At 64.6% G+C, this 25,376-nt stretch carries 23 protein-coding genes and 2 pseudogenes; 6 read left to right on the top strand and 19 right to left on the bottom strand.

All coding sequences use genetic code 11. The features are described from left to right. Nucleotides 1-76: 76 nt before the first annotated feature. The 3 genes from ACYUME_RS24245 (at nt 77) to ACYUME_RS24235 (ending at nt 2,710) form a co-directional block, all read left to right on the top strand. Entirely contained in the window at nt 77-874 is a 798-nt protein-coding gene (locus ACYUME_RS24245) for a transporter substrate-binding domain-containing protein (protein ID WP_279880362.1), read from the top strand. Between the two features lie 146 nt (nt 875-1,020). Further along, nucleotides 1,021-1,983: an amino acid ABC transporter permease gene (locus ACYUME_RS24240; protein WP_460417265.1), complete on the top strand. Its 963-nt coding sequence runs from the start codon at nt 1,021-1,023 to the stop codon at nt 1,981-1,983. After that, nucleotides 1,976-2,710: an amino acid ABC transporter ATP-binding protein gene (locus ACYUME_RS24235; RefSeq protein WP_279880360.1), complete on the top strand. Its 735-nt coding sequence runs from the start codon at nt 1,976-1,978 to the stop codon at nt 2,708-2,710. The genes ACYUME_RS24240 and ACYUME_RS24235 overlap by 8 nt, the downstream gene beginning before the upstream one ends. An 85-nt stretch (nt 2,711-2,795) precedes the next feature. On the opposite strand, the gene ACYUME_RS24230 is transcribed toward ACYUME_RS24235, so the two are convergent. The 13 genes and pseudogenes from ACYUME_RS24230 to ubiE all read right to left on the bottom strand — a co-directional run bounded on the left by ACYUME_RS24230 (nt 2,796) and on the right by ubiE (nt 13,010). Beyond that, complete coding sequence (locus tag ACYUME_RS24230) at nt 2,796-3,500, bottom strand: methyl-accepting chemotaxis protein (RefSeq protein WP_460419443.1); 705 nt, start codon at nt 3,498-3,500, stop codon at nt 2,796-2,798. 198 nt (nt 3,501-3,698) lie between these two features. Further along, a pseudogene (locus tag ACYUME_RS24225) lies at nt 3,699-4,739 on the bottom strand (methyl-accepting chemotaxis protein); the annotation flags it as partial. A 140-nt stretch (nt 4,740-4,879) separates the two neighbouring features. Next, nucleotides 4,880-5,584 carry a methyl-accepting chemotaxis protein gene (locus ACYUME_RS24220; RefSeq protein WP_460419442.1) on the bottom strand — a complete coding sequence of 235 codons (705 nt, stop codon included), beginning with the start codon at nt 5,582-5,584 and terminating at the stop codon, nt 4,880-4,882. A gap of 198 nt (nt 5,585-5,782) precedes the next feature. Then, nucleotides 5,783-6,796 (bottom strand): annotated as a pseudogene (locus ACYUME_RS24215) (methyl-accepting chemotaxis protein); the annotation flags it as partial. Between the two features lie 99 nt (nt 6,797-6,895). Beyond that, a complete protein-coding gene (locus ACYUME_RS24210) occupies nt 6,896-7,603 on the bottom strand; it encodes a 16S rRNA (uracil(1498)-N(3))-methyltransferase (protein WP_460417263.1) in 708 nt (235 codons plus the stop codon). Next, the gene (gene tatC / locus ACYUME_RS24205; protein WP_279880171.1) at nt 7,600-8,391 is read right to left on the bottom strand and encodes a twin-arginine translocase subunit TatC; all 792 of its coding nucleotides are present in this window, start codon (nt 8,389-8,391) and stop codon (nt 7,600-7,602) included. Before tatC ends, ACYUME_RS24210 begins: the two co-directional genes overlap by 4 nt. Then, complete coding sequence (gene tatB, locus ACYUME_RS24200) at nt 8,388-8,756, bottom strand: Sec-independent protein translocase protein TatB (protein ID WP_279880169.1); 369 nt, start codon at nt 8,754-8,756, stop codon at nt 8,388-8,390. Before tatB ends, tatC begins: the two co-directional genes overlap by 4 nt. A gap of 3 nt (nt 8,757-8,759) precedes the next feature. After that, nucleotides 8,760-9,032 (bottom strand): twin-arginine translocase TatA/TatE family subunit, encoded by a 273-nt coding sequence (locus ACYUME_RS24195; protein ID WP_460417261.1) that lies wholly within the window; start codon nt 9,030-9,032, stop codon nt 8,760-8,762. A 171-nt stretch (nt 9,033-9,203) separates the two neighbouring features. Then, nucleotides 9,204-9,539: a phosphoribosyl-ATP diphosphatase gene (locus tag ACYUME_RS24190; protein ID WP_050707262.1), complete on the bottom strand. Its 336-nt coding sequence runs from the start codon at nt 9,537-9,539 to the stop codon at nt 9,204-9,206. Between the two features lies 1 nt (nt 9,540). Beyond that, entirely contained in the window at nt 9,541-9,933 is a 393-nt protein-coding gene (gene hisI / locus ACYUME_RS24185; RefSeq protein WP_023632585.1) for a phosphoribosyl-AMP cyclohydrolase, read from the bottom strand. 73 nt (nt 9,934-10,006) lie between these two features. Then, nucleotides 10,007-11,620, bottom strand: coding sequence for a ubiquinone biosynthesis regulatory protein kinase UbiB (gene ubiB, locus ACYUME_RS24180; RefSeq protein WP_460417259.1), 1,614 nt, complete (start codon nt 11,618-11,620; stop codon nt 10,007-10,009). Beyond that, a complete protein-coding gene (locus ACYUME_RS24175) occupies nt 11,617-12,240 on the bottom strand; it encodes a ubiquinone biosynthesis accessory factor UbiJ (protein ID WP_460417258.1) in 624 nt (207 codons plus the stop codon). The genes ubiB and ACYUME_RS24175 overlap by 4 nt, the downstream gene beginning before the upstream one ends. Then, a complete protein-coding gene (gene ubiE, locus ACYUME_RS24170) occupies nt 12,240-13,010 on the bottom strand; it encodes a bifunctional demethylmenaquinone methyltransferase/2-methoxy-6-polyprenyl-1,4-benzoquinol methylase UbiE (protein WP_050707258.1) in 771 nt (256 codons plus the stop codon). The genes ACYUME_RS24175 and ubiE overlap by 1 nt, the downstream gene beginning before the upstream one ends. Before the next feature lie 125 nt (nt 13,011-13,135). Here ubiE and ACYUME_RS24165 point away from each other — a divergent pair, with 125 nt between their 5' ends. Beyond that, entirely contained in the window at nt 13,136-13,411 is a 276-nt protein-coding gene (locus ACYUME_RS24165; protein WP_279880161.1) for a polyhydroxyalkanoic acid system family protein, read from the top strand. Nucleotides 13,412-13,423: 12 nt separating this feature from the next. Here ACYUME_RS24165 and ACYUME_RS24160 read toward each other — a convergent pair whose 3' ends face one another. After that, a complete protein-coding gene (locus tag ACYUME_RS24160; protein ID WP_460417256.1) occupies nt 13,424-18,163 on the bottom strand; it encodes a hypothetical protein in 4,740 nt (1,579 codons plus the stop codon). A 180-nt stretch (nt 18,164-18,343) separates the two neighbouring features. Between ACYUME_RS24160 and ACYUME_RS24155 the strand changes: the two genes are divergently transcribed. Both ACYUME_RS24155 and ACYUME_RS24150 read left to right on the top strand, forming a co-directional pair. Next, nucleotides 18,344-18,763, top strand: coding sequence for a phasin family protein (locus ACYUME_RS24155; protein ID WP_460417254.1), 420 nt, complete (start codon nt 18,344-18,346; stop codon nt 18,761-18,763). A 10-nt stretch (nt 18,764-18,773) separates the two neighbouring features. After that, entirely contained in the window at nt 18,774-19,526 is a 753-nt protein-coding gene (locus ACYUME_RS24150) for a phasin family protein (protein WP_460417252.1), read from the top strand. A gap of 85 nt (nt 19,527-19,611) precedes the next feature. Here the strand turns inward: ACYUME_RS24150 and ACYUME_RS24145 are convergent, their stop codons facing one another. The 5 genes from ACYUME_RS24145 to ACYUME_RS24125 all read right to left on the bottom strand — a co-directional run bounded on the left by ACYUME_RS24145 (nt 19,612) and on the right by ACYUME_RS24125 (nt 25,306). Continuing rightward, nucleotides 19,612-20,226, bottom strand: coding sequence for a TetR/AcrR family transcriptional regulator (locus ACYUME_RS24145; protein ID WP_279911593.1), 615 nt, complete (start codon nt 20,224-20,226; stop codon nt 19,612-19,614). A 4-nt stretch (nt 20,227-20,230) separates the two neighbouring features. Further along, on the bottom strand, nt 20,231-21,895 hold the full coding sequence (gene phaC, locus ACYUME_RS24140; RefSeq protein WP_460417250.1) for a class II poly(R)-hydroxyalkanoic acid synthase: 1,665 nt from the start codon (nt 21,893-21,895) through the stop codon (nt 20,231-20,233). Nucleotides 21,896-21,996: 101 nt separating this feature from the next. Beyond that, nucleotides 21,997-22,848: a poly(3-hydroxyalkanoate) depolymerase gene (gene phaZ, locus ACYUME_RS24135; RefSeq protein ID WP_279887788.1), complete on the bottom strand. Its 852-nt coding sequence runs from the start codon at nt 22,846-22,848 to the stop codon at nt 21,997-21,999. 64 nt (nt 22,849-22,912) lie between these two features. Next, a complete protein-coding gene (phaC, locus tag ACYUME_RS24130; RefSeq protein WP_279887790.1) occupies nt 22,913-24,592 on the bottom strand; it encodes a class II poly(R)-hydroxyalkanoic acid synthase in 1,680 nt (559 codons plus the stop codon). Nucleotides 24,593-24,928: 336 nt separating this feature from the next. Then, the gene (locus ACYUME_RS24125) at nt 24,929-25,306 is read right to left on the bottom strand and encodes a gamma-butyrobetaine hydroxylase family protein (RefSeq protein ID WP_011536058.1); all 378 of its coding nucleotides are present in this window, start codon (nt 25,304-25,306) and stop codon (nt 24,929-24,931) included. Nucleotides 25,307-25,376: the final 70 nt, after the last annotated feature.

Raw genomic sequence — 25,376 nt, 5'->3', positions numbered from 1 at the left:
CGACATTACGCATCGGTCTGTCAGGCCGTGCTTACAAGAAAAATCTGCGTACTTCTTGCTAGGGGACTTGGTGATGATGAAGAAATTCCTGTCGCGACTGCTGGTCGGCGCGACCGCCCTGATCGCGGTGACCGCCGCCCAGGCCGGCGCCATCGATGATGCGGTCAAGCGCGGCACTCTGCGTGTGGGCATGGACCCGACCTACATGCCGTTCGAAATGACCAACAAGCGCGGCGAGATCATCGGCTTCGAAGTCGACATCCTCAAAGCCATGGCCAAGGCCATGGGCGTCAAGCTGGAAATGGTCTCCACCGCCTATGACGGCATCATCCCGGCCCTGATGACCGACAAGTTCGACTTCATCGGCAGCGGCATGACCCTGACCCAGGAGCGCAACCTGCGCCTGAACTTCAGCGAACCCTTCATCGTCGTTGGCCAGACCCTGCTGATCCGCAAGGAGCTGGCGGGCGAGATCAAGTCGTACAAGGACCTGAACAACGAGAAGTACCGCCTCACCTCCAAGCTCGGCACCACTGGCGAGATGGTCGCCAAGAAGCTGATCGGCAAGGCCAAGTACCACGGCTACGACAACGAGCAGGAAGGCGTGATGGACGTGGTCAACGGCAAGGCCGATGCCTTCGTCTATGACTCGCCGTACAACGTGGTGGCGGTGGAGAAGGCCGGTGCCGGCAAGCTGGTGTTCCTGGAAGAGCCCTTCACCTACGAGCCGCTGGCCTTCGGCCTGAAGAAAGGCGACTACGACAGCATCAACTTCATCAACAACTTCCTGCACCAGATCAAGCATGACGGGACCTACGATCGTATTCACGACAAGTGGTTCAAGAGCAAGGACTGGCTGAAGGAAATGGAATAAGGGTCGGGCCACAAACCCAGACTTTGACCCCGACGCGCAGGTAGGGCTAAGGGCGTTAGATCGAGGCCAGCAAGTACGACGCACGCTCCACGGGCTACCGCTAAAGCTCCACCCGGCGCGTTTCTTTTTTTGTGGAAGTACCCCAAGTGATCAAACACAAGAAAGCACAGTGGCCCTGGCATGGGCTGACCGCGCTGGTCCTGGTGGGCCTGGCGTTCAGCCTGTACCTGGCCACCTCGATGATTTCCTACGAGTGGCGCTGGAACCGCGTTCCGCAATACTTCGCCTACAAGGCCGAGGAAACCCAGCGTGCCGCCAACCCAGGCACGGTCGAGGAAATCGTGGTATCCGGCGACAACGCCCGGGTCACCCTGAAGGACGAGAACGGCGACACCCAGGTCGTCGAAGTGGCCAAGGACAGCATGCTGCTGGCCCGGGGCGACGACGTCGCCGAGGGCGATGCCATCGGCGTTACCCGGCACTGGGCTGCCGGCCCCTTGGCCTGGGGCTTGTGGACCACCCTGTGGATCTCGGTGATCTCCGGTGCCCTGGGCCTGGTGCTCGGCCTGTTCGCCGGGCTGTGCCGGTTGTCCAGCAACCCCACGTTGCGCGACCTGTCCACGGTTTACGTCGAGCTGGTGCGCGGCACGCCGCTGCTGGTGCAGATCTTCATCTTCTACTTCTTCATCGGCACCGTGCTCAACCTGTCTCGCGAGTTCGCCGGGGTGGCGGCGCTGGCGCTGTTCACCGGCGCCTACGTGGCCGAGATCGTCCGCGCCGGCGTGCAGTCGATCGCCAAGGGGCAGAACGAGGCGGCACGCTCGCTGGGCTTGAACGGCGCCCAGTCGATGCGTCATGTGATCCTGCCCCAGGCGTTCAAGCGCGTGCTGCCGCCGCTGGCCGGGCAGTTCATCAGCCTGGTCAAGGACACCTCGCTGGTCTCGGTGATCGCCATCACCGAGCTGACCAAGAGCGGCCGCGAGGCCATCACCACCTCGTTCTCGACCTTCGAGATCTGGTTCTGCGTGGCGGGCCTGTACCTGCTGATCAACCTGCCGCTGTCGCACATCGCCAGCCGGCTCGAGCGGAGGCTTGCGCAAAGTGATTGAAGTCCGTGACCTGTTGAAAGTCTTCGACACCCGTGGCCACGTCGTGCGCGCGGTGGACAACGTCACCACCCAGGTCGCCAAGGGCGAGGTGGTGGTGGTGCTCGGCCCGTCCGGTTCGGGCAAGTCGACCTTCCTGCGCTGCCTGAACGGCCTGGAGCACTTCGACGAGGGCCATGTGTCCATCGACGGGCTGCAGCTGGACAACCCCAAGACCGATATCAACGCCTATCGTCGCGAAGTCGGCATGGTGTTCCAGCACTTCAACCTGTTCCCGCACATGACCGTTCTGGAAAACCTGTGCCTGGCGCAGAAGGTGGTGCGCAAGCGCAACAAGGCCGAGCGCGAAGCCAAGGCCCGGGCGTTGCTGGAAAAGGTCGGCATCGCGCAGAAGGCCAACGAATACCCTTCGCGCCTGTCGGGCGGCCAGCAGCAGCGGGTGGCCATCGCCCGGGCCCTGGCGATGGAACCGAAGGTGATGCTGTTCGACGAGCCGACCTCGGCGCTCGACCCGGAGATGGTCGGCGAGGTGCTGGACGTGATGAAGACCCTGGCCCAGGAAGGCATGACCATGGTCTGCGTGACCCACGAGATGGGCTTTGCCCGGGAAGTGGCGGACCGCGTACTGTTCTTCGACCACGGCAAGTTGCTGGAAGACTCGCCACCGCAGCAGTTCTTCGCGGCGCCGAAGGACCCGCGGGCCCAGGCGTTCCTGCGCCAGGTGCTCTAGCCCCTGCGCGGGTAAACCTGCTCCCACGGAGGCAATGTATGGCCTCTGTGGGAGCGGGTTTACCCGCGAAGCGAGCGATGCAGATCTAGAGACTGAAGCGCCCCACCATCCCGCGCAGCTGCTGCCCCAGCTGTTCCAGCTCGCCGCTCGATGCCGCCGTCTGTTCACTGGCCACGCTGGTGCGGTCCGAGACATCCCGGACATTCATGACGCTGCGGTTGATCTGCTCGGCGACCACGCTCTGCTCTTCGCTGGCCGTGGCGATCTGCTGGTTCATGCCCTGGATGGTCGACACTGTCGCGCTGATCTGCCCCAGGGCATCGCCGGCCTTGCGGCTGAGCTCGACGCTCTGTTCGGTGAGGCGCTTGCTGTTGTCGAGCAGGCCGGTGACCTCGTCGGTGCCGCGGTGCAGGTTGTCGATCAGTTGCTCGATTTCCTCGGTCGATTGCTGGGTACGTTGGGCCAGCCCGCGTACCTCGTCGGCCACCACGGCGAAGCCACGCCCGGCCTCGCCCGCCCGCGCCGCCTCGATGGCCGCGTTGAGGGCCAGCAAGTTGGTCTGTTCGGATACCGACTTGATCACGTCGAGGATCGAGCCGATGCGCTGGCTTTCGCCGGCCAGATGCCCCATCGCCTCGAGACAGCGGTCCATCTGTCCGGCCAGTTGCTCGATGCGTGCTACCGCTTCAGCGACCACCTGATCGCCCTGCCGGGCCTGGCCGTCGGCGGTGGTGGCGGCCACGGAGGCCTGCTCGGCGCTTTGCGCGACCTCTTGAACCGTGGCGCTCATCTGGTTCATCGCGGTGGCCACCTGGTCGGTCTCATCGCGCTGTTGGCTGATGCGTTCGCGGGTGTCCGCGCTGGAGCTGGCCAGTTCGCTGGCCGATCGCGACAGGTGGGCAACGCCATTGTCGATACCGCCCAGCAGCTCGCGCAGGCTCAATGTCATCTCGTGCATGCGGCCCTGCAGTTGGCCCATCTCGTCGCGGCGCCGCACTGCATCCCGCTGGCTGAGGTCGCCTGCGGCGATTCGCGATGCCTGGGCCAGTACCTGCCGCAGCGGGTGGGTGATCTGCCGGGTGATCAGCCAGCCCGCGAGTACGCCGACCAGCAGGGCCAGGACGGCCACGGTGGTGAGCAGCGAACGTGCGGCCACGGCTTCGCTGTCGCGCTGTTCGACCTTGCGCTCGGCCAGTTCCATGCTGATTGCCTGGAGCTGCGCTCCCGTCTTTTCCATGTCGTCTTGCAGCCGTTCGACCTCCAGCGCCGCATCGCGGTACTGGCGCAGGGCTGTGCGGTAGCGGTCCAGTTCCGCCTTGGGGCGCTGGGTCAGCGTGTGTGGCAGCTCCAATGGCGCTATGCCCCGCAGCAGTTGGGCGAGGCTGGTGTCCGCGGCATCCAGCGCGGCATCGCCCATGAGGGCAAAGGCATCGCGCGAGGCGAAGGCGTAGGCCGGTACCTGGCTTTGTTGGCCGGCGCTGTCCACGTGGCGACTCAGGGTGTCCATCGAGCCGATGATGGTGCCTTGCTGGCCATCGGCCGGCATTTTCAGCAGCGCCTGGGTCTGTAGTTCGTCAATCACCTTTTCCAGTGCCATGGCCTGTTCCTGCATGGCCGTGCGCCGGCCCTGGCGGCTGTCGACCGCGCGCTGCAACGCGGCGAAGTCCTGCTGCAGGCGCTCGAGCAATTGCAGTTTCTGCTTCAGCATCTGCCTTGACTGATCGACCTGGCTGCGTTGCTGCAACAGGGTGAGACGGCTGTGCAACTGTTCGAGGATCCGGGTGATCTGCGCCTTGCTGGCATCGTCGGCGAGTACCCGGTAGGTGATGCGCTCGGCGCGCAGGTCGCGGGTCAGGTCGTTCAGCTCGCTGATATCGCTGAGCTGCTCCGAACGGTTGATGGCGCCATCCAGGGCGCGCCAGCCGCTGAGCGTGGTGGCCAGGGTGAGCAGCAACACCACGGCGAAGCCCAAGGCGAGCTTGAGCCCGACGTTCAGGTTGCCGAGTTTGCGATCGAGGTAGGCGAACATGACAGGTCTCCATCCAGTTGAGAAAAGGTCATGCCGGCAAATTGCCGCCATGGCCTTTTTTCATCGGCAGAGAGGGCGTCGGACTGGACCTGCAAACTGAGTAGGAAAATTCCCTGCAATTCGAAGGATTTGGCTTCTGATCAGAGCTTGAATCGGCCCACCAGCCCTTGCAGGTGAGTGCCCAGACGCGCCAGCTCGACACTGGAACTGGCTGTTTCTTCGCTGGCCGCCGAGGTCTGGTCGGAAATGTCGCGCACGTTCATCACGCTGCGGTTGATCTCTTCGGCCACGGCGCTCTGCTGCTCGGCGGCGGTGGCGATCTGCTGGTTCATCGCCTGGATCGACGACACGGTGCGGGTGATGGTCTCCAGCGAGCCGCCAGCGCGGCGGGTGAGTTCGACGCTGCTGTCGGTGAGCGCGCGGCTGTTGTCCATGACGCTGGCCACGCGTTCGGTGCCGTTCTGCAGGCCGGCGATCAGCTCTTCGATTTCCTCGGTGGACTGCTGGGTGCGCTGGGCCAGGCTGCGCACCTCGTCGGCGACCACCGCGAAGCCGCGCCCGGCCTCGCCGGCACGGGCGGCTTCGATAGCGGCATTGAGCGCCAGCAAGTTGGTCTGCTGGGCCACCGATTTGATCACGTCGAGCACGCTGCCGATCTTGTCGCTTTCGGCCTTGAGCTGGTTCATCGCCTCGCTGGAGTTCACCACCTCGCCGGCCAGGCGCTCGATCTGGGCAATTGCCTCGCCGACCACCTTGTCACCCTCGCGGGCCTGTTGATCGGCCATCAGCGCCGCCTCCGAGGCCTGCTCGGCATTGCGCGCGACCTCCTGCACGGTGGCGGCCATCTCGTTCATGGCGGTGGCGACCTGGTCGGTCTCGACTTTCTGGTTGTTGACCCCGGCGCTGGTCTGCTCGGTCACCGCCGACAGTTCTTCGGCGGCGCTGGCAATCTGCGTCACGCCATCGCCGATGCCGCCGATCAGCTCGCGCAGGCTCTGGGTCATGCGTTGCATGCTGGCCTGCAACTGGCCCAGTTCATCGCGACGTTGCACCTGGAGGTCCTGGCGCAGGTCGCCGCCAGCCACGCGTTCGGCGGCGGCGAGGGTCTGGCGCAAGGGGACGATGATCTGCCGGGTGATGGCGAAGGCGGCCAGCACGCCCAGCAGCAAGGCCAGGCCGCTGGCGCCGGCGAGCAGGGTCTTGGCCTGCTGCGTGCCTTGGTCGCGAACTTCAGTCTGGGAAACGGTCATCGCTTCGCTGGTGCCGAGCAGGATCTGGCCCTGTTCGGCCATGTGCGCCAGGGCCTGCTCGCTGGCGGCCTGGGCACTGCCGAACTGGTTCACCGCGTCGCGGTAGCCCGCCAGCGCCACGGCGGCGTCGTCGAGGCTGCTGGCGAACTCGGCCGGGAGCTTGGCCGGCAGGGTCTTGAGCACGGCCATGGCCTGGTCGATGGCGGACAGTGCGGTCTGCTGGAATTCGGCCTTGCCGCTGTAGGTGTAGCCGCGCACCTGGAAGCGCGCCTGCTGCAGCAGGGCGGCGACTTGCACGGCTTCCTGGTACTGCTGGATATCGCCACCCTGCAGCAGGCGCTGCTGGGCCTTGCCGATCAGCTCGGCGGCCTGGTCGGCGCTATCGCCCAGCACGCCGCGGCTGGCCTCGCGGCGTTGGCCCGCCTGCCTGAGCTCGGCGAAGGCCTGCTGGTACTGGCGCACGGCGTCCTGTTGCTGGTCCAGGCGCTGGCGGTCGGCGGGCAGCTCGATCTGCTCGAGCATGAACCGTACCTGGCGCTCGAGGTTGGCCAGGGCTTTCTCCAGCTCTGCCACGGCGGCGTCGTCACGGCTGCGCTCATAGTGCTGGCGAGCGATGCGCAGGTCCTGGGTGTACTGGTGGATCACCGAGATGTTGCCGAGCTTGTCGCCACGGCTGGTGACACTGTCGATGCCCAGCCAGCCGGTGAAGGTGATGCCGAGGGTGAGCAGCAGCACCAGGCCGAAGCCGATCCCCAACTTGCGATTGACGCTTACATTTCCCAGTGATTGGGCGAACCAACGGTACATAGACGACTCCCCGGCGTGCGGCTGTGCGGATTATTGTTCTGTTGCACAGGCCATCGGCGTGGGGTGGGGAAACTTGATGAGAAAAACCTGACCTGCCTGTCAGAAAATTCGCGAAAGCAAGGCCGTGACCGCCGTTTCCACGCGCAAGATGCGATCGCCCAGCTGTACAGGAGCCAGCCCGGCTTTGCCGAGCAGGTCGACTTCGTACGGGATCCAGCCGCCTTCTGGGCCGATCGCCAGGGTTACCGGACCTTCCACCGCGCGCGGGCAGGCCGGGTAGGGGCCGGGGTGGCCCACCAGCCCGAGGGTGCCAGTGGCGATCGCAGGCAGGCGATCTTCGACGAACGGCTTGAAGCGCTTTTCGATGATCACTTCGGGCAACACCGTGTCGCGGGCCTGTTCGAGCCCGAGGATCAGGTTTTCGCGGATGTTCTCGGGGTTGAGGAAGGGCGTCTGCCAGAAGCTTTTCTCGACCTTGTAGCTGTTGACCAGGATCAGCCGTGGCACGCCCAGCGTGGCGACGGTCTGGAACAGTCGGCGCAGCATCTTCGGCCGGGGCACGGCCAGCACCAGGGTCAGCGGCAGCTTGGCCGGTGGTGCCTGGTCGAAAGCTACCCGCAGTTCGGCTTCATGGCCTTCGAGGCGAATGACCTCGGCCTTGCCCATCAAGCCGCCGATACGGCCAACGCGCAGGCTGTCGCCCACCGCCACGCGGTGGATCTCCTGCATGTGGATGAAGCGGCGATCGGCCAGGACAACACGGTCGGCCGACACGAAGTCGGCCTCTTCAAGAAGCAACAGGTTCACGGTTGGGTCGCAGGTGGCTGGTCGTTGTGGTCGCTGGGGGCTTCGTCGCGTTCGTGACTGCGCTTGCGGATCAGGCTGCCGCACAGCACGCCGACCTCGAACAGCATCCACATCGGCACGGCCAGCAGGGTCTGGGAGAAGATGTCCGGCGGTGTCAGGACCATGCCGACCACGAAGCAGCCGATGATCACGTACGGGCGGATCTTCTTCAGGTACTGCACATCGACCACGCCGATCCACACCAGCAGCACCACCGCCACCGGGATCTCGAACGCTACGCCGAAGGCGAAGAACAGCGTCATGACGAAGTCGAGGTAGCTGGCGATGTCGGTCATCATCGACACGCCCTCGGGCGTGGCGCTGGCGAAGAAGCCGAAGATCAGCGGAAATACCAGGAAGTAGGCGAAGGCCATGCCGGCGTAGAACAGGAAGATGCTCGACACCAGCAGTGGAATGGCGATGCGCTTTTCGTGGCGGTACAGGCCGGGGGCGATGAAGCCCCAGATCTGCTGCAGGATGAACGGGATCGCCAGGAACAGCGAAACGATCATGGTCAGCTTGAACGGCGTCAGGAACGGCGAGGCCACGTCGGTGGCGATCATCGTCGCGTTGGCCGGCAAGTGCGCGCGCAGCGGCGCCGAGACCAGGGTGTAGATCTGCTGGGCGAAGGAGAACAGCCCGGCGAAGATCAGGAAGATGGCGGCGACGCAGCGCAGCAGGCGGGTGCGCAGCTCGGTCAGGTGCGAGACCAGCGGCATCGGCTGGTCATGTTCCGGATTCTCGCTCATGGGGCTCGTGGCGGTTGTGGCTGCTCGGAGGGTGGCGTCGCGGTCGGCTGCGTGGGGGCGGCTTCGACAGCGGGTGTGGCGGGCGTTTCAGCGCTGGCCGGCGGCTGCGCCGATGGCGTCAGCGGATTGAGGATGCGCTTGGCTTCCTGCTCCATCTGCAGGATGTGCTCGTTGTGCAGCTGGCGGCGGATGTCGTCGGCGCCGATCTCGCGCTCGACTTCCATCTTGATCGCGTTGAAGCTGCGCTTGAGGCGGCCGATCCACAGGCCCGCGGTACGCGCGGCCCCCGGCAGGCGCTCGGGGCCGAGCACCAGCAGGGCGACCAGGCCGACGAGCAGCAGCTCGCTGAAACTGATGCCGAACATGGGTCAGTCTTTCCGCTGCGGCTCTTGGACCGGCTGGGCCTGGCCCTCGATGGTGTGGCCTTGGGCCTGCTGGGCGGTGTTCTGCACCGGTGGAGCTGGTTGCGCCGGTGGCGGTGTCTGCTCGGCGGGCTTGGTTTCTTCTTCGTTCATGGCCTTGCGAAAGCCCTTGATCGATTCGCCAAGGTCGCTGCCGAGGTTCTTCAGTTTCTTGGTGCCGAACACCAGCACCACGACGACCAGCAGGACGATCCAGTGTTTCCAGTCAAAAATGCCCATTTCGTACTCCTGAAAAATGTGTGTCTGTCTTTCGGGCCCTGGGGGCTGCTGTGCAGCCCTTTCGCGACACAAGGCCGCTCCTACAGGGTATTGCGAATCTGTCAGGCGACGCGGACGCCTGTAGGAGCGGCCTTGCGTCGCGAAAGGGGCGCAACGCGCCCCCGGCATTCTTCAGGCAGAAGGCTGACGCGCAGCCTTCTCATCATGCCCGGACAGCCCGAACCGACGCTCCAGCTCATCGAGCACCGCCTGCGGATGCTGGCCCAGCGCGCTGAGCATGACTAGGCTATGAAACCACAGGTCCGCGGTCTCATAGATGACATCGCTGTAATCCTTGCTGGCGGCGGCATCCTTGGCGGCGATGATGGTCTCGATGGACTCTTCGCCGAGCTTCTCGAGGATCTTGTTCAGGCCCTTGTGATACAGGCTGGCCACGTAGCTGCTGTCCGGCGCCGCGTGCTTGCGTTCTTCCAGCACCTCGGCGAGGCGGTTCAGGGTGTCGCTCATGTCAGTGTCCCGCGCTGTAGATGGCGTCCGGATCCTTCAGGACCGGGTCGACGATTTTCCATTGGCCGTCTTCGAAGACGCGATAGAAGCAGCTTTCGCGGCCGGTATGGCAGGCGATATGGCCCAGTTGCTCGACCATCAGGATGATCACGTCGGCGTCGCAGTCCAGGCGCATTTCATGCAGTTTCTGCACATGGCCCGACTCTTCGCCCTTGCGCCACAGCTTGCCCCGCGAGCGCGACCAGTAGATGGCGCGATGCTCGGCGGCGGTCAGGGCGAGGGATTCACGGTTCATCCAGGCCATCATCAGCACGCGCCCGGTCTTGTGGTCCTGGGCGATCGCCGGCACCAAGCCATCGCTGTTCCACTTGATCTCGTCCAGCCAGTCTTTCATCGTCGACTCCAAACCGGGCCCGCTCCTGTACCGGGCCCCTGTGCGCTAGTGTGCCAGCCAGCGGCGCGGCTGGCTATCGGCGCACGATCAGGTACAGGCCGGCGGCGAGCATCAGCCAGGCTGGCCAGGCGGCCGGGGCGCTGAGGCTGACGGCGCCGGCGGCCAGGGTGGCGCCGCCGCCGAGCAGGCCGGCGCCGAGCAGGCGCAGCGCCCAGTTGTCGCCGGCACGGCGTCGTTCGGGCAGTTGCGCGTCGTGCAGGTGCGGTTGCGACAGGCGCTCGAGCAGGTCGCGGGTCATGTCGGCCAGGTGCGGCAACTGCTCGGCCTGGCTGTACAGGTTGCCGATCACCGCCTTCGGACTCATGCGTTCGCGCATCCAGCGCTCGAGGAACGGCTTGGCGGTGCTCCACAGGTCCAGGTCGGGGTACAGCTGGCGGCCCAGGCCTTCGATGTTGAGCAGGGTCTTCTGCAGCAGCACCAGCTGCGGCTGGACTTCCATGTTGAAGCGCCGGGCGGTCTGGAACAGGCGCATCAGCACCTGGCCGAAGGAGATGTCCTTGAGCGGTTTTTCGAAAATCGGCTCGCACACCGTGCGGATCGCCGCCTCGAACTCGTTGACCTTGGTCTGCGCCGGCACCCAGCCTGAGTCGATGTGCAACTGGGCCACGCGGCGGTAGTCGCGCTTGAAGAAGGCGATCAGGTTGCGCGCCAGGTAGTCCTGGTCCTCGGACGTGAGGCTGCCGACGATGCCACAGTCGATGGCGATGTACTGCGGGCTCCACGGCTTGACCGTGCTGACGAAGATGTTGCCCGGGTGCATGTCGGCGTGGAAGAAGCTGTCGCGGAACACCTGGGTGAAGAACACCTCGACGCCGCGCTCGGCGAGCATCTTCATGTCGGTGCGCTGGTCGGCCAGGGTGGCCATGTCGGTGACCGGGACGCCGTAGATGCGCTCCATCACCAGCACCTTGGGCCTGCAGAAATCCCAGTACACCTGCGGCACGTACATCAGCTCCGAGCCTTCGAAGTTACGCCGCAGCTGGCTGGCGTTGGCCGCCTCGCGCAGCAGGTCGAGCTCGTCGTAGATGGTTTTTTCGTAGTCGCCGACGATCTCCACCGGGTGCAGGCGGCGGGCATCGGCCGAGGCCCGCTCGGCGGCCTTGGCGATCAGGAACAGCCAGGCCAGGTCCTGGGCGATCACCGGCTTCAGGCCCGGGCGCACCACCTTGACCACCACTTCCTCGCCGCTCTTCAGACGCGCGGCGTGGACCTGGGCTACCGAGGCCGAGGCCAGGGGCTCGACATCGAAGCGGCTGAACACCTCGGTCACCTTCGCCCCGAGCTGCTCCTCGATCAGCGCCACGGCGTGCTGAGGGTCGAACGGCGGCACCCGGTCCTGCAGCAGCATCAGCTCGTCGGCGATGTCGGTGGGCAACAGGTCGCGGCGGGTGGACAGCAACTGGCCGAACTTGATGAAGATCGGCCCCAGGTCCTGCAGCGCCAGGCGCAGGCGCGCACCACGGCTCAGCTCCAGGGGCTTGCGCGGCAGCCAGCGCCAGGGCATCAGCAGGCGCAGGCTGGCCAGCCACCAAGGCAGCAGGGGTTGTTCGAACAGCAGGTCATCGAGGCGGTAGCGGATCACGACGCGCTGGATGCGCAACAGACGGCGGACGGCGAGCAGCTTCATGCGTTATCGCTGGTATCAAGAGTGTGGGCGAGGCGGTGCAGGCGTGCCTCGAGGCGCTCGATGTCGACCTTCAGCGCATCGAGCTCGCTGAACGCCGCTTCGGCTTCGCGTTTGCCGACCAGGGTGCGGGACTCCTCGGCCAGGTATTCGGAGAGGTTCTGGCTGAAACGGGCCAGGCCCTGGCGGGTCCAGCGCGCGCGCAGGCGCAGGTGGCCGGCGATCAGTGCGGTGGGCACCGGGCCCAGCCAGCGCTGCAGCTCGTACTCCCAGTCCAGCTCCAGGTCCTGCAGGATGCCGAACAGATCGAGCAGCACGGCACTGTCGCCATGCAGTTCGACCTGGGGGCTATGCAGCACGGCGGTCTTGTCCCGGGCCAGCGCCAGTTGCGCCAGGCGCCCAGCGGGGGCGCGCAAGGTGCAGTCGACCTCGCTCTCCCAGTGGGCGGCGAGCATCAGGCCTTCTTCGTCGGGCAGCACGAACAGCTTCAGGGCCGGCTGCACGCAGTCGATCTCGATCACCTTGCCCTCCAGCGCGGCCAGGCGCGGCAGGGCGGTGCTGTCCAGGCGCAGGACACGGTTGAGCCCGTGCTCGGCGCTGGCGAGCAGGCCGGCCAGGAGCATCAGGGCTTGATCCCCCGGTGCACGGCGACGATGCCGCTGGTCATGTTGTGGTAGGTGACGCGGTCGAAGCCGGCCTCGACCATCATGCTCTTGAGCGTTTCCTGGTCGGGGTGCATGCGGATCGATTCGGCCAGGTAGCGGTAGCTTTCCGAGTCGTTGGTGATCAGCTTGCCGGCCAGCGGCATGAAGGCGAACGAGTAGGCGTCGTAGGCCTTGGACATCAGCTTGTTGGTCGGTTTGGAGAACTCCAGGATCAACAGGCGGCCACCGGGCTTGAGCACCCGCAGCATGGAGCGGATGGCCTCGTCCTTGTGGGTCACGTTGCGCAGGCCGAAGGCGATGGTCACGCAGTCGAAGTGGTTGTCCGGGAACGGCAGCTTCTCGGCGTCGGCCTGGACGAACTCGATGTTGCCGGCCACGCCACGGTCGAGCAGGCGGTCACGGCCGACCTTGAGCATCGAGTCGTTGATGTCGGCCAGCACCACCTGGCCGGTCGGGCCGACCAGGCGCGAGAACTTGGCGGCCAGGTCGCCGGTGCCACCGGCGATGTCCAGCACCCGGTTGCCGCTGCGCACGCCGGACAGCTCGATGGTGAAGCGCTTCCAAAGGCGGTGCATGCCGCCGGACAGCACGTCGTTCATCAGGTCGTACTTGGCGGCCACCGAGTGGAACACCTCGGCGACTTTCTTCGCCTTCTGGCTCTCGGGCACGTCTTGGTAGCCGAAGTGGGTAGTGGGTTCGGCGTGGTCGCCTTTGCGCTGGTCGGTCATATCGCTTCACCAGAAAAAAATTACGGCCATTCTAGGGGCTGCGGGCGGATTTGTCTTGGCGGGGTGTGCGCTCGGTCGGGCGGGGGCATAATGCGCTCATTGTCTTCATCTCCAGGATCACCCGCATGACCCAGATCAGCGTCGAACGCAAACACACCCTCGGCCGCGAGGCGGCCCGCGCCAAGGCCGAGGCGCTGGTGGACAAGCTGACCCGCGAGTACGACCTCAAGGCCAGCTGGAACGGCGACCGCGTCGATGTGTCGCGCAGCGGCGCCAACGGCAGCGTGCACATCTTCGATGACCGTATACGCGTCGAGCTCAAGCTGGGCATGATGCTGTCGATGATGAGCGCCAGCATCAAGGGCGAGATCGAGCGAGCGCTGGACAAGGCGCTCGCCTGACCCAGGCGCCCGTCACGTCGCGGGGAACGGAATCAGGTCCTTGACCTGTTCCAGGCGAAGATCCCCGCGATAGATGGCAATTCGCTCCTTTGCGTTGGTCGAGCGTTCCAACTGTTCATCCCGGCTCATCGAGCGCGGCTCCCAGAACTTCAAGTGCCCTTTGGCGAACGCATGGGCTGGCGCCTGGGCGCGGGTGTAGTGGAAGTGGGCTTCCCAGATCTTCTGCCTGGGCGCCTTGCGGGTGATGGTGTAGACATCGAGAAAGTCGTTCGCCTTGAGCCGTTTGCGGTCTGTGGTCGGCGTGATATCGACTTCCTTCTCGTCCACCAGGAACTGCAAGGCCCTGCTGTCCGGATGGCGGGTATTGAAGTAGGCGTCGACCAGCATGCGGCGTTTTTCGCTCTGCACCTCCTTGACGGCCGTATCCAGCTGGGCAGCCAACGCTTTCTCGCTGGCCGTGCCGCCCGCGAGCGGCCGCGCGACATCCGCCATATCCTCGATCTGCCAGTCCATCAGGTCCGCCAGGCTGTTGGGTTCGTTGGCGTAGCGCGATGCCAGGATGATCCTCGCATCCTTTTGTGCCAGCAGGCGCCTGGCGGTGTTGGCCAGCTCGGCCATGCCGCGTGTTGGCGCCACCGTGGCGTCGGCAACGCTCTCCCAATGCTCGCCCCGCTGTTCGTAATGGTAGGCGACCTGGGTCATGGGATTGGTCTGTACCGCCCGGTTGCTGTCCTGCTCCTGCTCGGCGAGGATCGCTCGTCCTCGTTGGGTATGGATCAGTCGAGGCTTGGCCGGGCGCGCCCGGTAGGTCATCGGTCTGGGCTTCGGTGTAATGCCTTGGTCGCTGTCGCGCAGGCAATTGCTCAGCTCGCTTTCCGCGAGCGACTTCAGCGCGCCGAGCGCATCGATGTATTCGTTCAGCCGGGCGCCATCCAGCGCAGGTTCGTCATCCTTGAGCGAAAGCAGGTAACTGGCCTTGCCGAGCGAAGCCTCGTACTCGCGCAGTGCCGTGGTCAGCACCTCGGCCTGTTGGCCAAGGGGCAGGTTGGTTTCCATCAGGCTGTCATGGCTCAGCAGTGCCTCATGAAAGTCCCGGTTGCGCAGATCCGCTTGCAGGCGCAGCAACTGGTCGTAGTTTTCCGCAGTCAGCAGATCCCTTTTGATCAGCAACTGGCTCACATCGCTGATGACCTGGGCGTGAATGATGACGATGGAGTAATGCCGCTGAGCGATGATTTCGTCGAGCCTGTTTTTCTTGTCCTTGAACTGGAGGCTCATATCGTTGAGCGCGGTACTGATGTTCTCGTCGAGTCGCTTGCTGGTCGCCAGGATACGTTTATGGATGCCCAGCGCGGCCTCCACGTTGGGGCGAAACGTCATGAACACACTTGCCTGTTGCTGGCCGAAGGGCAGCGATGCGAGCTGCTGCGACTGTTTCTTGAGCACGCGGTAGTCCGTCAGGTCGAGCAGGTTGTGGAACAGGCGCAGGTCGGCCTCTATCCATTGCTGCCACCATATGCTGCGCGCGTAGATGGAGACGTTGTTGCGATCGAAGCGGGTGAATCGTGGCTCGCTCAGCTGCGCATACAGTTGGACCTGCGACCCTAGCAGGGTCGACAGCTTTTCGTAGGCCAGCGACAGCATGTACAGGTCGGTTCGATGGCTATTGCGCAAGTCCTGCAAGTCCTGCAACTGTTGGCGCAGGTTTTCGGGCAAGGTGCCGCGGGTGACGCCAGGATGGTCGGCCAGCGCTTTCTTGAACGTCGTGTTGGCAATATCGTAAGCCTTGGTCTTGGCGAGGTAGCGCTCGACCAGCCCATCGTTCATCTTCAACTGAGTATCGATGTCATTGGTCTGCTCTCTCAGAGCGTCAAAGGTCTTCTTGTTGCTTTCACGAACGGCCTGCGCACTTCTGGGCATGCCGCCGGCGAGTCGGAGGTCGAGCATCCAATCGCCATTCCAGCGGGTTATCCACGGCCCCCGGCTTCGTTCACGGCCAGGAATATAGTAGCCATCCCAGTTGCCACCCCACAGGTCGGTCCATTGTCCACGGCTCTCGTCGGGGCCGATGAGACGGACGCCTTCCCAGGTCTCTTCGATTTCATAGGGGCGGTCCTGCAGTTTCACGTAGTGCTGCTCCCCTACCTTGTAGAGTCCGCGCAAGCGCCCGGTTTTCACGGCAGTGCGTCCCGTCAGGTCGATGCGTGCCCGTAGAGGGGGCAAGGCCTGGAGCAGCTCGGCGGGCAGATTGCCCAGGCGCTGGTTGTCATGCCAGCGCTTCAAGCCGACAGCGCCGGTTCGCTGGGGGTCGGCGGTGGTTTTCCAGGCTCTGGCTGCAGGCGTTACCGTGGTGCTCAGCGTTGCCGGTTCGCGCGGTTGTGGGCCGTCGAAACGCGGTTGGAGGTGTTCGGGCAGTACACGGCTCGTCTCACCTGGAACGCTGGCGTGGAGCAGCAGCATGGCCAGGTTGATCAGCAGGTCGGTGCCCGCCAGCACTTTCTGCGCGGTGCTACCTTCGGTCAGTGCGGACAGGTCGTCCTTGAGGGTGACCAACGTGGCGACCAGCCAGGTCAGCGTGCCTGCCGGCCCAGGCAGCAATGGCGCCAGTGTGTTGAAGGCCAACCATGCGTACTGCTTGATCAGCGCCCAACGCTCCTGAGCGTTGGACACGCTCTGCCGCGAAGCCAGCAGCACCATTGCCTTGGCCTTTGCTTGCATCACCTGCTTGTCCAGGTCGCTCGTCCATGGTCTGAAGGCGATGCTGGCCGGGCCTTGCAGCATCGACAGCAGCGAATCGGTCAGTGTCGAGCCAGGCCCTGCCAGGTGCGCGAGCTCCGAAAGATGGCGGTGCAGGTGCGGGCGCTCGAAGCCATCGTTGGCATAGATGGGGCGGGCACTGTCATCCAGCCAGGCGAGCACGTTGTCTTGCAGCTTGCCTTTGGCGCTGATGGCGGCCATCAGTTTGCCCCGGCTGGAGAACGCCTTCACGGTGTCGTCTTCGCTCAGGGGGCGGTAGAGAATCCAGGTACGCGGGCTATCGATCTTGATCACGAACATGCAGTGTGCCTGGTTGACCTTCGCCCTCGGCGCGCAACGAAACGCCAGCTGCGCCATGCTCAGGCGGGGCGAGGCGTCGTCCTTGCCGCGACAGAAGTCGGCGAGCACTTGCCAGGGGCGCTCCTTGAGCTGGCCTTCGATCTTGGCTTGCAACGCGCTCAGCAGCAGGCCGTATCGCCACTCGGTGCTGAAGCGTGCCAGGCGCGCGGCACTGTTGGTCGAGTCCTGCATCTGGCGGTTGACGTAAATCGGGTACTGACCGCCGATGTCCACGCGGTGGATCAGTTGCTGCACATAGTCCAGGTCGATCCAGAGGTCGTCGGATTGCTTGCCGGCAATGGCGATCGTGGTCGCCACCTCCTGATCGCTGTCGTTCAGGCGAGAAATCGCCAGGTCGACAAGGGTGACCGTTCTCAGGTATTCCAGGCGCACCGGCCCGGTGGACGATATCTGTACCCGCTGGGCAATGCTGATGAGTAGCTGGCCAGGGTCATGTTGCGTCTTGTCCGGGTGATCGGCATGCATCTGTTCGCGCAGGCGCCGGGCGGCATACGCTCGCAGGTTGTCGATCCCCTCCAGTGATGAGACGCCTTTGGCCAGCACTTGGGCGGCGGAAAGTTCCAGCAATGCCATGTGATATTGAAAACGGTCCTCGGTCGAGGCTTTGACCAGCCAAGCCGGCTGCGGGACCTCGAGTGCCTGGTGCAAGACTTCGGCATGGTCGGGGAAGGCCGAACCCGGGTCGCTCAGCGTGCTGAAAAGCGTCTCGAGGTCATCGACAGTGTCGATCGCGTGCAATTGCAGGCGGTCGATGCGCTCCAGCATGGCGTTGAGCAGCTGCGTGGCCTGATAGCTGAACGCATCATCCGTCAGTGCGTTGCTGGCCCAGGCCATCGCATCGAAGCGATACAGGTCGGCGAGCTCGTCGCGCAGGGCGTTGGCGAACGCCGGTATGCTGGCGAAGCTGCGCACGGTGCCTGAGGGCTTGCACCAGAGCAGCCGTTGGCGATTGTCGCGCTGAACGGCGACCAGCAGGTCGGGCAGTATCAGGTCGTGGGCGCTGTCCTGCTGGCCGAGCGTTACCTGCAGGCCATGGATGGCGAGCGTGTCGTTACCGCCATTGACAAGTGTGTACAAGGCAGCCTTCTCGACCTCGTCCAGATCCTGCCGTTCTATGGTGCCGAGCAGCGATGCCTTGATGATCTGTTCCATCCAGCGCAGACGCGGCACGGCCGTTGCGTTCTCGCTACCGTTCCAGAAGCTGATCTGCGCCTGCAGGAAAATCTCCACCAGGTTTTCCAGCAGGTCATCGAAGAGGCTGTTCAGGATCGACATGTCGAGGTCGACTGGTTGGCGACCGGTGCTCTGCGCTTGGGCCTGGAACACCAGCGGCGGCGCGATGCTCAGATGATCCGATGGGCTCAACGCCAGATCGCGGTTGGCAAGGAAATGCGTGAGCAACTCGTCCAGCAGGACTGTCTGACGGACAGTGCCTTGCTCATCCGCTGCTTGAAGCAGGGTGAATGCCTCGAGCGACGCCAGTTCGGGGTGGTTCACGCGGATCCAGGGGTAACGGTCGGCCAGCTTGGCGAAGCCTGCCTTGGCCAGGACCTGGCGCAGGCTGGGTCGTGTTGCGAACCTCGCGCTTACCAAGCTTTTGTACGATAGCGGGAGTGTGGTGGATGCGTCGGGCATTGCTGGAGGCTCCAGGAGATCGAGGGACGAACATGCTGGGGTGTCCGCTCGGCCTGGCTGCGTTAGATAGAGCTGCGTGCGACCTTAGGGTGAGAATTCTAATTTCTGCCTCTAACGTGTACCCAAGCCCAACCTCCATGGGCGGTTCCTCCCTCCACTCATGAGCATGAGGTACAGAACATGGCCAAAGTGAACGTAAAGAAAAAGGAAGAAATCCAGGGCACCCTGGGTGAGGTGCGCGGTTATGCGCGCAAGATCTGGCTGGCGGGACTGGGTGCTTACGCCCGTGTCGGCCAGGAAGGTTCGGAATACCTGAAGGAGCTGGTCAAGGCCGGCGAAGGCGTCGAGAAGCGTGGCAAGAAGCGTCTCGACAAGGAGCTCGACGCCGCCAATGGACAGATCGATGACGCCGCCCGTGAAGTGACCCGCGTACGTGGCAAGGTCGAGGTCCAGCTGGACAAAATCGAGCAAGCCTTCGATGCACGTGTCGGTCGCGCCTTGAATCGCCTCGGCATTCCGTCTAAACATGACGTTGAGGCGTTGTCCATCAAGCTTGAACAGCTGCACGAGCTGCTCGAGCGCGTCGCGCACAAACCATAAGGAGAGCAGGATGGCTGGCAAGAAGAACACCGAGAAAGAAAGCAGCTCCTGGGTCGGCGGGATCGAGAAGTACTCCCGCAAGATCTGGCTGGCGGGCCTGGGTATCTACTCCAAGATCGACCAGGATGGTCCGAAGCTGTTCGATTCGCTGGTGAAGGACGGCGAAAAGGCCGAGAAGCAGGCGAAGAAGAACGTCGACTCGGCCGCCGACAGCGCCAAGACGGCGACCACCTCGCGGGTGTCGGACGTCAAGGAACGTGCGCTGGGCAAGTGGAGCGAGCTCGAGGAAGCCTTCGACAAGCGCCTGAACAGTGCAATCTCGCGCCTGGGCGTGCCCAGCCGCAATGAGATCAAGGCACTGCACCAGCAGGTCGACTCGCTGACCAAGCAGATCGAGAAACTGACCGGCGCTTCGGTCACTCCGATCTCCAAGGCCAGCGCGAGCAAGACGGCGGCCAAGCCACTGGCCAAGCCTGCGGCCAAGACAGCCGCGGCAAAGCCTGCAGCAAAACCGGCGGCCAAGCCCGTGGCGAAAACCGCAGCGGCCAAACCGGCAGCCAAGCCTGCGGCGAAACCTGTAGCGGCCAAACCAGCGGCCAAGCCGGCTGCGGCGAAAAAACCGGCCGTGAAGAAGGCCCCAGCCAAGCCGGCTGCGGCCAAGCCCGCCACTGCGGCACCGGCCGCCACTGCAGCGCCGGCACCAAGCGCGGCTCCGGCCAGCGGCACCCCGTCGGCACCGGTGAATGCGACCACCCAGGCCTGATACCGCGTCGCCCTGATCGCGGGGCAAGCCCGCTCCCACCGAGCCTGTCCGGGCCGCGTGGGAGCGGGCTTGCCCCGCGATTGTTTCAACCCTCCAGATACCTCATCGCCAACTGCTCCGCCGCCTTGCGCGCTGGCGCCTGCAAGTGTGGCGCCACCAGCATCATCACCTGGTACACCACCACGCCCACGTCGCCCTCGCGGCCCAGCACCCGCTGGTAGTCCAGCGAGCACATCAGCGTCAGGGTGATCTGCTCGACCAGTTGCCCCAGCGCCAGGGTTTCACTGGTTACCTGGCCCTGGCTCTTGAGGCTGGCCAGCAGCGCGGCCAGGGTGCGCTTGAGGGCGTTGATCAGGCTGCGCATGCCCCGGGCCAGCTTGGGCAGGCGCCCGGTCAGGTTGGACAGGTCCTGGAACAGGAAGCGGTACTGGGCCATGCGCTCGACGATCAGGTGCAGGAACAGCCAGTAGTCCTCGGCGTCCAGGCGCACGTCCAGCGGCGGGTCGAGCAGCGGCATCAGCGCCTCTTCGAAGCGCTCGAACAGGCCGATCACCAGCGGCTCCTTGCCGTGGAAGTGGTAGTACAGGTTGCCCGGGCTGATCCCCAGTTCGTTGGCGATCTCCAGGGTCGAGACGTTCGGCTCGCCCTGGCGGTTGAACAGCTGCAAGGCACATTCGAGGATACGGTCGCGGGTCTTCATCCGGTCAGCGCGCCAATACGTAGCTGCCTGGTGCCGGGCCCAGCGCTGGATAGGTGGCGTTGCCCAGTTCCTCGCGTGGCGCCTTCAGCGTGCCGGAGCGCTCGCTGATCCATTCCAGCCACAGCGGCCACCAGCTGCCGTCGCGGCGCCGGGCATCGTGGAACCAGGCCCGTGGGTCGCTGGAGAGCTTGGGGTTTTCCAGGTAGTAGGCCTTGGGGTTGCCGGGCGGGTTGATGATGCTCTGGATATGCCCGCTGTTGGCCAGGACGAAGCGTCGGTCGCCGCCGAGCAGCAGCGCCGAGCGGTAGACCGCGTCCCACGGCGTGATGTGGTCGTTGCTGCCGGCCACGGTGAAACTGTCCAGGCCGACCTGCTTGAGATCGATCGGCGTGCCACACACTTCCAGGCCTTCGGGGAAGGTCAGCGGGTTGAGCTTGAAGAAATCCAGCAGGTCGCCGTGCAGGGCCGCGGGCAGGCGGGTGTTGTCGGCGTTCCAGTAGAGGATGTCGAAGGCCGGTGGGGTCTTGCCCATCAGGTAGTTGTTGACCCAGTAGTTCCAGATCAGGTCGTTGGGGCGCATCCAGGCGAAGATCCGCGCCACTTCGCCGCCGTCGAGCACGCCGCGCTGGTACGAGCGGCGCTTGGCCGCCTCGATGGTCTGCTCGTCGGCGAACAGGCTGGCGGGGCTGTCGAACTGGCTGTCGAGCAGGCTCACCAGGTAGGTGGCGCTGCGCACCTTGCGCAGTTGTTTCTTGGCTTGCAGGTGGCCTTGCAGGGCAGCCATGGTCAGGCCGCCGGCGCAGGCGCCCATCAGGTTGGGGTCGCGGTTGCCGCTGATGCTGCGGCAGGCATTGAGCGCTTCCTCCAGGGCCTGCACGTAGCTGGACAGGCCCCACTCGCGGTGGCGGGGATCGGGGTTGCGCCAGCTGACCATGAACACTTGCAGGCCCTGCTTGAGCATGTACTGGACGAAGCTGTTGGTCGGGCCCAGGTCGAAGATGTAGAACTTGTTGATCTGTGGCGGCACCACCAGCAATGGCCGGGAGTACTGTTTCTCGCTCATGGGGCTGTATTGGATCAGCTCCAGCAATTCGTTGCGAAACACCACCGCGCCCGGTGTGGCGGCCAGGTTGCCGCCGACCTCGAAGGCCCGTTCGTCGACCTGGCGTGGCAAGCCGTCGTTGTGGCGCAGGTCGTCGAGCAGGTGGCTGGCGCCACGCAGCAGGCTCAGGCCTCCGGTGTTGAGCAGCTCCTTGACCGCCAGCGGATTGAGCAGCGAGTTGCTGGGGGACAGGGCGTCGCTGACCAGGTTGAACAGGAATTGCGCGCGGGCGCGGTCATCGTCGGCCAGGCTGCTTTGCTCGATCCACAGGCGGGTCTGCTTCTGCCAGGCCAGATAGGCCTGCAGGCCGCGGCGGTAGAACGGGTTCTGGCTCCAGGTCGGGTCGCTGAAGCGGGCGTCGCGTGGGTGGGGCTGGTAGGGGCTGTCTCCGATTAGCACGCGGCCCAGCTGGCCGCCCAGGCTCAACAGGTGGTGGGCGGTATGCAGTGGATTGCGCAGGCCTATCCGGCCGACCTGGCGCAGGGTCGAGATAAGGTCGCGACCGCGCAGGCCGGTGATGGCGTTCTGCACGTTCATGCTGGTGGCGGGCACCGGTTTGTCTTTCATGCCAACACTCCATCGTTTAGCAATCGGGCCGATCGCGGGCAAGTCAGCTCCCACGCTAGGTTTCCTGGGGCCGTGGGAGCGGGCTTGTCCCGCGATCGGCATCAGGTGCGCGCAGCGGGCCGTGGGTGCATGACCGCGCGTTGGCGTTCCTGCTCGAGGAATTTCATGATGATCGGCGCGACGGCCTCGGCCCGGGTGATCAGGAACAGGTGGCCGTCGTCGATTATGTGTAGCTGGGCATTGGGAATTCGCCAGGCCAGCAGGCGCATGTTGATCAAGGGGATCAACGGGTCGTCGTCGCCGGCCAGTACCAGGGTCGGCTGCTGGATCTTGTGCAGCCAGTGGATGCTGGTCCAGCCGAGCCCGGCGAACAGCTGCCAGTAGTAGCCCATCTTGCCGCCGGAGCGCACCTTCGAGGCATGGTGCATGGCCAGGTCCGGGTCGCGGCGAAAGCCGCCGCCGTAGATCAGCGGGGCGATGCGGATCACGTGGGACGGCTGCACATAGCGCCGAGGGCTGGCCATCATCCACAGCACCTTGGGCTTGCCCGGCACCATGACCGCGCCCGCGGCCGTGGCGGCCAGCACCAGTTTCCTGCAGCGCTCTGGGTAGTCGTAGGCGAACTGCTGGGCCAGCGCGCCGCCCCAGGAGACACCGATGACATTGACCTGGCCGTAGTCCAGGTAATCGAGCATGCGCGCGGTGAGCTTGGCCAGCCCGGGGAAGCGGTAGGGGTGACGTGGTGTCGACGAGCCGCCGACCCCGGGGACGTCGAAGGCGATGACCTCCAGGTCCGGGTCCAGCGCCTCGATGAACGGAAACACCAGCTCCAGGTTGGCGCCGATGCCGTTGAAGATCAGCAGCGGCGTCAGGTGGGGCTTGCCCGGGCGGACCGCGGTGCGGATGGACTGGTTGTCAAGCTCGACGGTCCTGAAGATGTACGGTTGCGGCATGCGCGTGACTCTGTGGTGAAGGTAGCGTCGCGACACCGCCGTGGAGGCGTCGCGACGGTTTTGCTCAACGCTCGTGAACGTAGGTGCCAGGCGCCGCCTCGCCTGCGGCGTAGGCGCGATTGCCCAGGCGGTTGGGGGCCTTTTTCAGCTCGCCGGCGCGCTCGCCCAGCCAGGTCTGCCAGTGCAGCCACCAGGAGTCGGCGTGCTTGATCGCGTTCTCCTGCCAGGCCACCGGATCGTCCGGCCGGTCCTCGCCGGTCATGAAGCGCGCCTTGGGGTTGCCCGGCGGGTTGAGGATGCTCTGGATATGGCCGCTGTTGGACAGCACGAACTCGATCTTGCCGCCGAACAGGTGCGCCGAGCGGTAGCAGGATTGCCAAGGGGTGATGTGGTCGGCGGTGCCGGCGACGCTGTAGATATCGCAGTCGACTTTCTTCAGGTCGATGGCGGTGCCGCACACCTCCAGGGCATCGGAGCGGGTCAGCGGGTTGTTCTTGAACATCTCGATCAGGTCGCCGTGGAAGGCGGCCGGCAGGCGCGTGGTGTCGTTGTTCCAGAACAGGATGTCGAACACCGGCGGCTCGTTGCCGAGCAGGTAGTTGTTGACCCAGTAGTTCCAGATCAGGTCGTTGGGACGCATCCAGGCGAACACCTTGGCCATGTCGCTGCCTTCGAGCACGCCGGCCTGGTAGGAGTGGCGCTTGGCGGCCTCGAGGGTCTGTTCGTCGACGAACAGCGCGACCTGGGTGTCGACCGTGGTGTCGAGCACGCTCACCAGCAGGGTGAGGGCGTTGACCTTCTTCTCGCCGAGCGCGGCGTAGTGGCCCACCAGCGCGGTGCAGGTGATGCCGCCGGAGCAGGCACCGAGCATGTTCAGGTCCTTGCTGCCGGTGATCGCCAGCACCGCGTCGACCGCCTCCTTGAGCGCGTCGATGTAGGTCGACAGGCCCCACTCGCGCTGGGCCTTGGTCGGGTTGCGCCAGCTGACGATGAAGGTCTGCTGCTGCGAGCGCAGGCAGAAGCGTGCCAGGCTCTTCTCCGGGCTCAGGTCGAACACGTAGAACTTGTTGATCTGCGGCGGCACCACCAGCAGCGGGCGGCTGTGCACCTGTTCGGTGATCGGGCGGTACTGGATCAGCTCCAGCACATCGTTGCGGTACACCACCGAGCCTTCGCTGGTGCCCAGGTTCTTGCCGACCTCGAAGGCCTCCATGTTGACCTGGCTGGGCATGCCACCATTGTTGACCATGTCCTTGGCCAGGTTGGACAGGCCGTCGAGCAGGCTCTTGCCGCCGGTCTCGAAGAAGCGCTTGACCGCGGCGGGGTTGGAGAGGGTGTTGGTGGGAGCCATGGCCTCGGTCATCAGGTTGATGACGAACTGCCCGCGACTGATGTCCTGCGGCGACAGGTCGCTCTCGGCGATCCAGTCGTTGAGCTCCTTGCGCCAGGCCAGGTAGGTCTGCAGGTAGCGGCGATACAGCGGGTTCTTGCTCCACGCCGGATCGCTGAAGCGACGGTCGTCGCCTTCGGGCTGCAGGGCCGACTTGCCCAGCAGCACGTTCTTCAGTTCCAGGCCGAAATGCGCCACGTGCTTGGCGCTGTGCAAGGGCTGGCGAATGGCCTGGCGCAATACCGTGCGCGCCGAGGTCAGCAGATCCTTGCGGCGAATGCCGATGACCGGGTTCAGCCCCAGGGTGTTTTCCGAGGCCTGCCGCTGCAACTCATCGTTGTTCTTGTTACTCATCTACGACGCTCCGTTGTCCTGAGACGAGTACCGGTGTGCTGTGACAGCCCGGTACTGCTACTCGGGTGACCAGTGATAAGGAACAGCGGTGCTGCGACCGGATGCGTGTCGATGATGAGCTGCGGGGGTTTCTGCGTGTGAAGACAACCTGCTTTCGCTCGCGACCTCTACATACCGGCCTGGCCCTGCTTGCTCGAAAAGCGATGCAGGGAACTTGCCAGCTCCATTGGTTACCCGACTTTCATGTAATGCGCAAGACAGCCAGTCTTTGGCGGCCATTGAAGCATTCAAGCAGATGAGATTAGAAAATGCGCTCTAAAGCCTCGGGGGCTTGAGCTAGAGCATCAGTTTCACCACCGATTCGGACGGGTCGCGGGATTTTCCGGCCTTGTGCAGTTCGTCGAGGTACTCGGCCCACAGCTGTTCCTGGCGCAGGCACAATTGCTCGAGGTACTCCCAGGTGAACAATCCGGAGTCATGACCGTCGTCGAAGGTCAGTTTCAGTGCGTACTGGCCTGCCGGTTCCAGGCCGCTGAGGCCGACGTTGATCTTGCCGAATTGCAGGATGGGGTTGCCGTGGCCCTGGACCTCGGCGGACGGCGAATGCACCCGCAGGAATTCGGCGGGCAGGTGGTAGACCTCGCCGGGGGCGTAGGTGAGGGTGAGGGTTTTCGAGGCTTTGTGCAGGTTTATCGCGGTGGGGAGGCGGGCCATGGGCTTGGTCTCAGGGAAGCGGATGGAGCTAGCTTCGAGAGATTCCGGCCAATGTGCAAGGGGGCTGCTG

It is taken from the genome of Pseudomonas sp. microsymbiont 2 (assembly GCF_054788395.1).
The sequence above is the reverse complement of the archived record's forward strand: the minus strand, read 5'-3'. Positions and strand labels throughout refer to the sequence as shown.

What these genes read in the sequence shown, in the direction of transcription:
- ACYUME_RS24245 (WP_279880362.1), top strand. Translation starts at nt 77, where the DNA reads ATGAAGAAATTCCTGTCGCGACTGCTGGTCGGCGCGACCGCCCTGATC.
- ACYUME_RS24230 (WP_460419443.1), bottom strand. Translation starts at nt 3,500, where the DNA reads ATGAGCGCCACGGTTCAAGAGGTCGCGCAAAGCGCCGAGCAGGCCTCC.
- ACYUME_RS24220 (WP_460419442.1), bottom strand. Translation starts at nt 5,584, where the DNA reads ATGGCCGCCACCGTGCAGGAGGTCGCGCGCAATGCCGAGCAGGCCTCG.
- tatC (WP_279880171.1), bottom strand. Translation starts at nt 8,391, where the DNA reads ATGAGCGAGAATCCGGAACATGACCAGCCGATGCCGCTGGTCTCGCAC.
- tatB (WP_279880169.1), bottom strand. Translation starts at nt 8,756, where the DNA reads ATGTTCGGCATCAGTTTCAGCGAGCTGCTGCTCGTCGGCCTGGTCGCC.
- ACYUME_RS24195 (WP_460417261.1), bottom strand. Translation starts at nt 9,032, where the DNA reads ATGGGCATTTTTGACTGGAAACACTGGATCGTCCTGCTGGTCGTCGTG.
- ACYUME_RS24190 (WP_050707262.1), bottom strand. Translation starts at nt 9,539, where the DNA reads ATGAGCGACACCCTGAACCGCCTCGCCGAGGTGCTGGAAGAACGCAAG.
- hisI (WP_023632585.1), bottom strand. Translation starts at nt 9,933, where the DNA reads ATGAAAGACTGGCTGGACGAGATCAAGTGGAACAGCGATGGCTTGGTG.
- ubiB (WP_460417259.1), bottom strand. Translation starts at nt 11,620, where the DNA reads ATGAAGCTGCTCGCCGTCCGCCGTCTGTTGCGCATCCAGCGCGTCGTG.
- ACYUME_RS24175 (WP_460417258.1), bottom strand. Translation starts at nt 12,240, where the DNA reads ATGCTCCTGGCCGGCCTGCTCGCCAGCGCCGAGCACGGGCTCAACCGT.
- ubiE (WP_050707258.1), bottom strand. Translation starts at nt 13,010, where the DNA reads ATGACCGACCAGCGCAAAGGCGACCACGCCGAACCCACTACCCACTTC.
- ACYUME_RS24165 (WP_279880161.1), top strand. Translation starts at nt 13,136, where the DNA reads ATGACCCAGATCAGCGTCGAACGCAAACACACCCTCGGCCGCGAGGCG.
- ACYUME_RS24160 (WP_460417256.1), bottom strand. Translation starts at nt 18,163, where the DNA reads ATGCCCGACGCATCCACCACACTCCCGCTATCGTACAAAAGCTTGGTA.
- ACYUME_RS24155 (WP_460417254.1), top strand. Translation starts at nt 18,344, where the DNA reads ATGGCCAAAGTGAACGTAAAGAAAAAGGAAGAAATCCAGGGCACCCTG.
- ACYUME_RS24150 (WP_460417252.1), top strand. Translation starts at nt 18,774, where the DNA reads ATGGCTGGCAAGAAGAACACCGAGAAAGAAAGCAGCTCCTGGGTCGGC.
- ACYUME_RS24145 (WP_279911593.1), bottom strand. Translation starts at nt 20,226, where the DNA reads ATGAAGACCCGCGACCGTATCCTCGAATGTGCCTTGCAGCTGTTCAAC.
- phaC (WP_460417250.1), bottom strand. Translation starts at nt 21,895, where the DNA reads ATGAAAGACAAACCGGTGCCCGCCACCAGCATGAACGTGCAGAACGCC.
- phaZ (WP_279887788.1), bottom strand. Translation starts at nt 22,848, where the DNA reads ATGCCGCAACCGTACATCTTCAGGACCGTCGAGCTTGACAACCAGTCC.
- phaC (WP_279887790.1), bottom strand. Translation starts at nt 24,592, where the DNA reads ATGAGTAACAAGAACAACGATGAGTTGCAGCGGCAGGCCTCGGAAAAC.
- ACYUME_RS24125 (WP_011536058.1), bottom strand. Translation starts at nt 25,306, where the DNA reads ATGGCCCGCCTCCCCACCGCGATAAACCTGCACAAAGCCTCGAAAACC.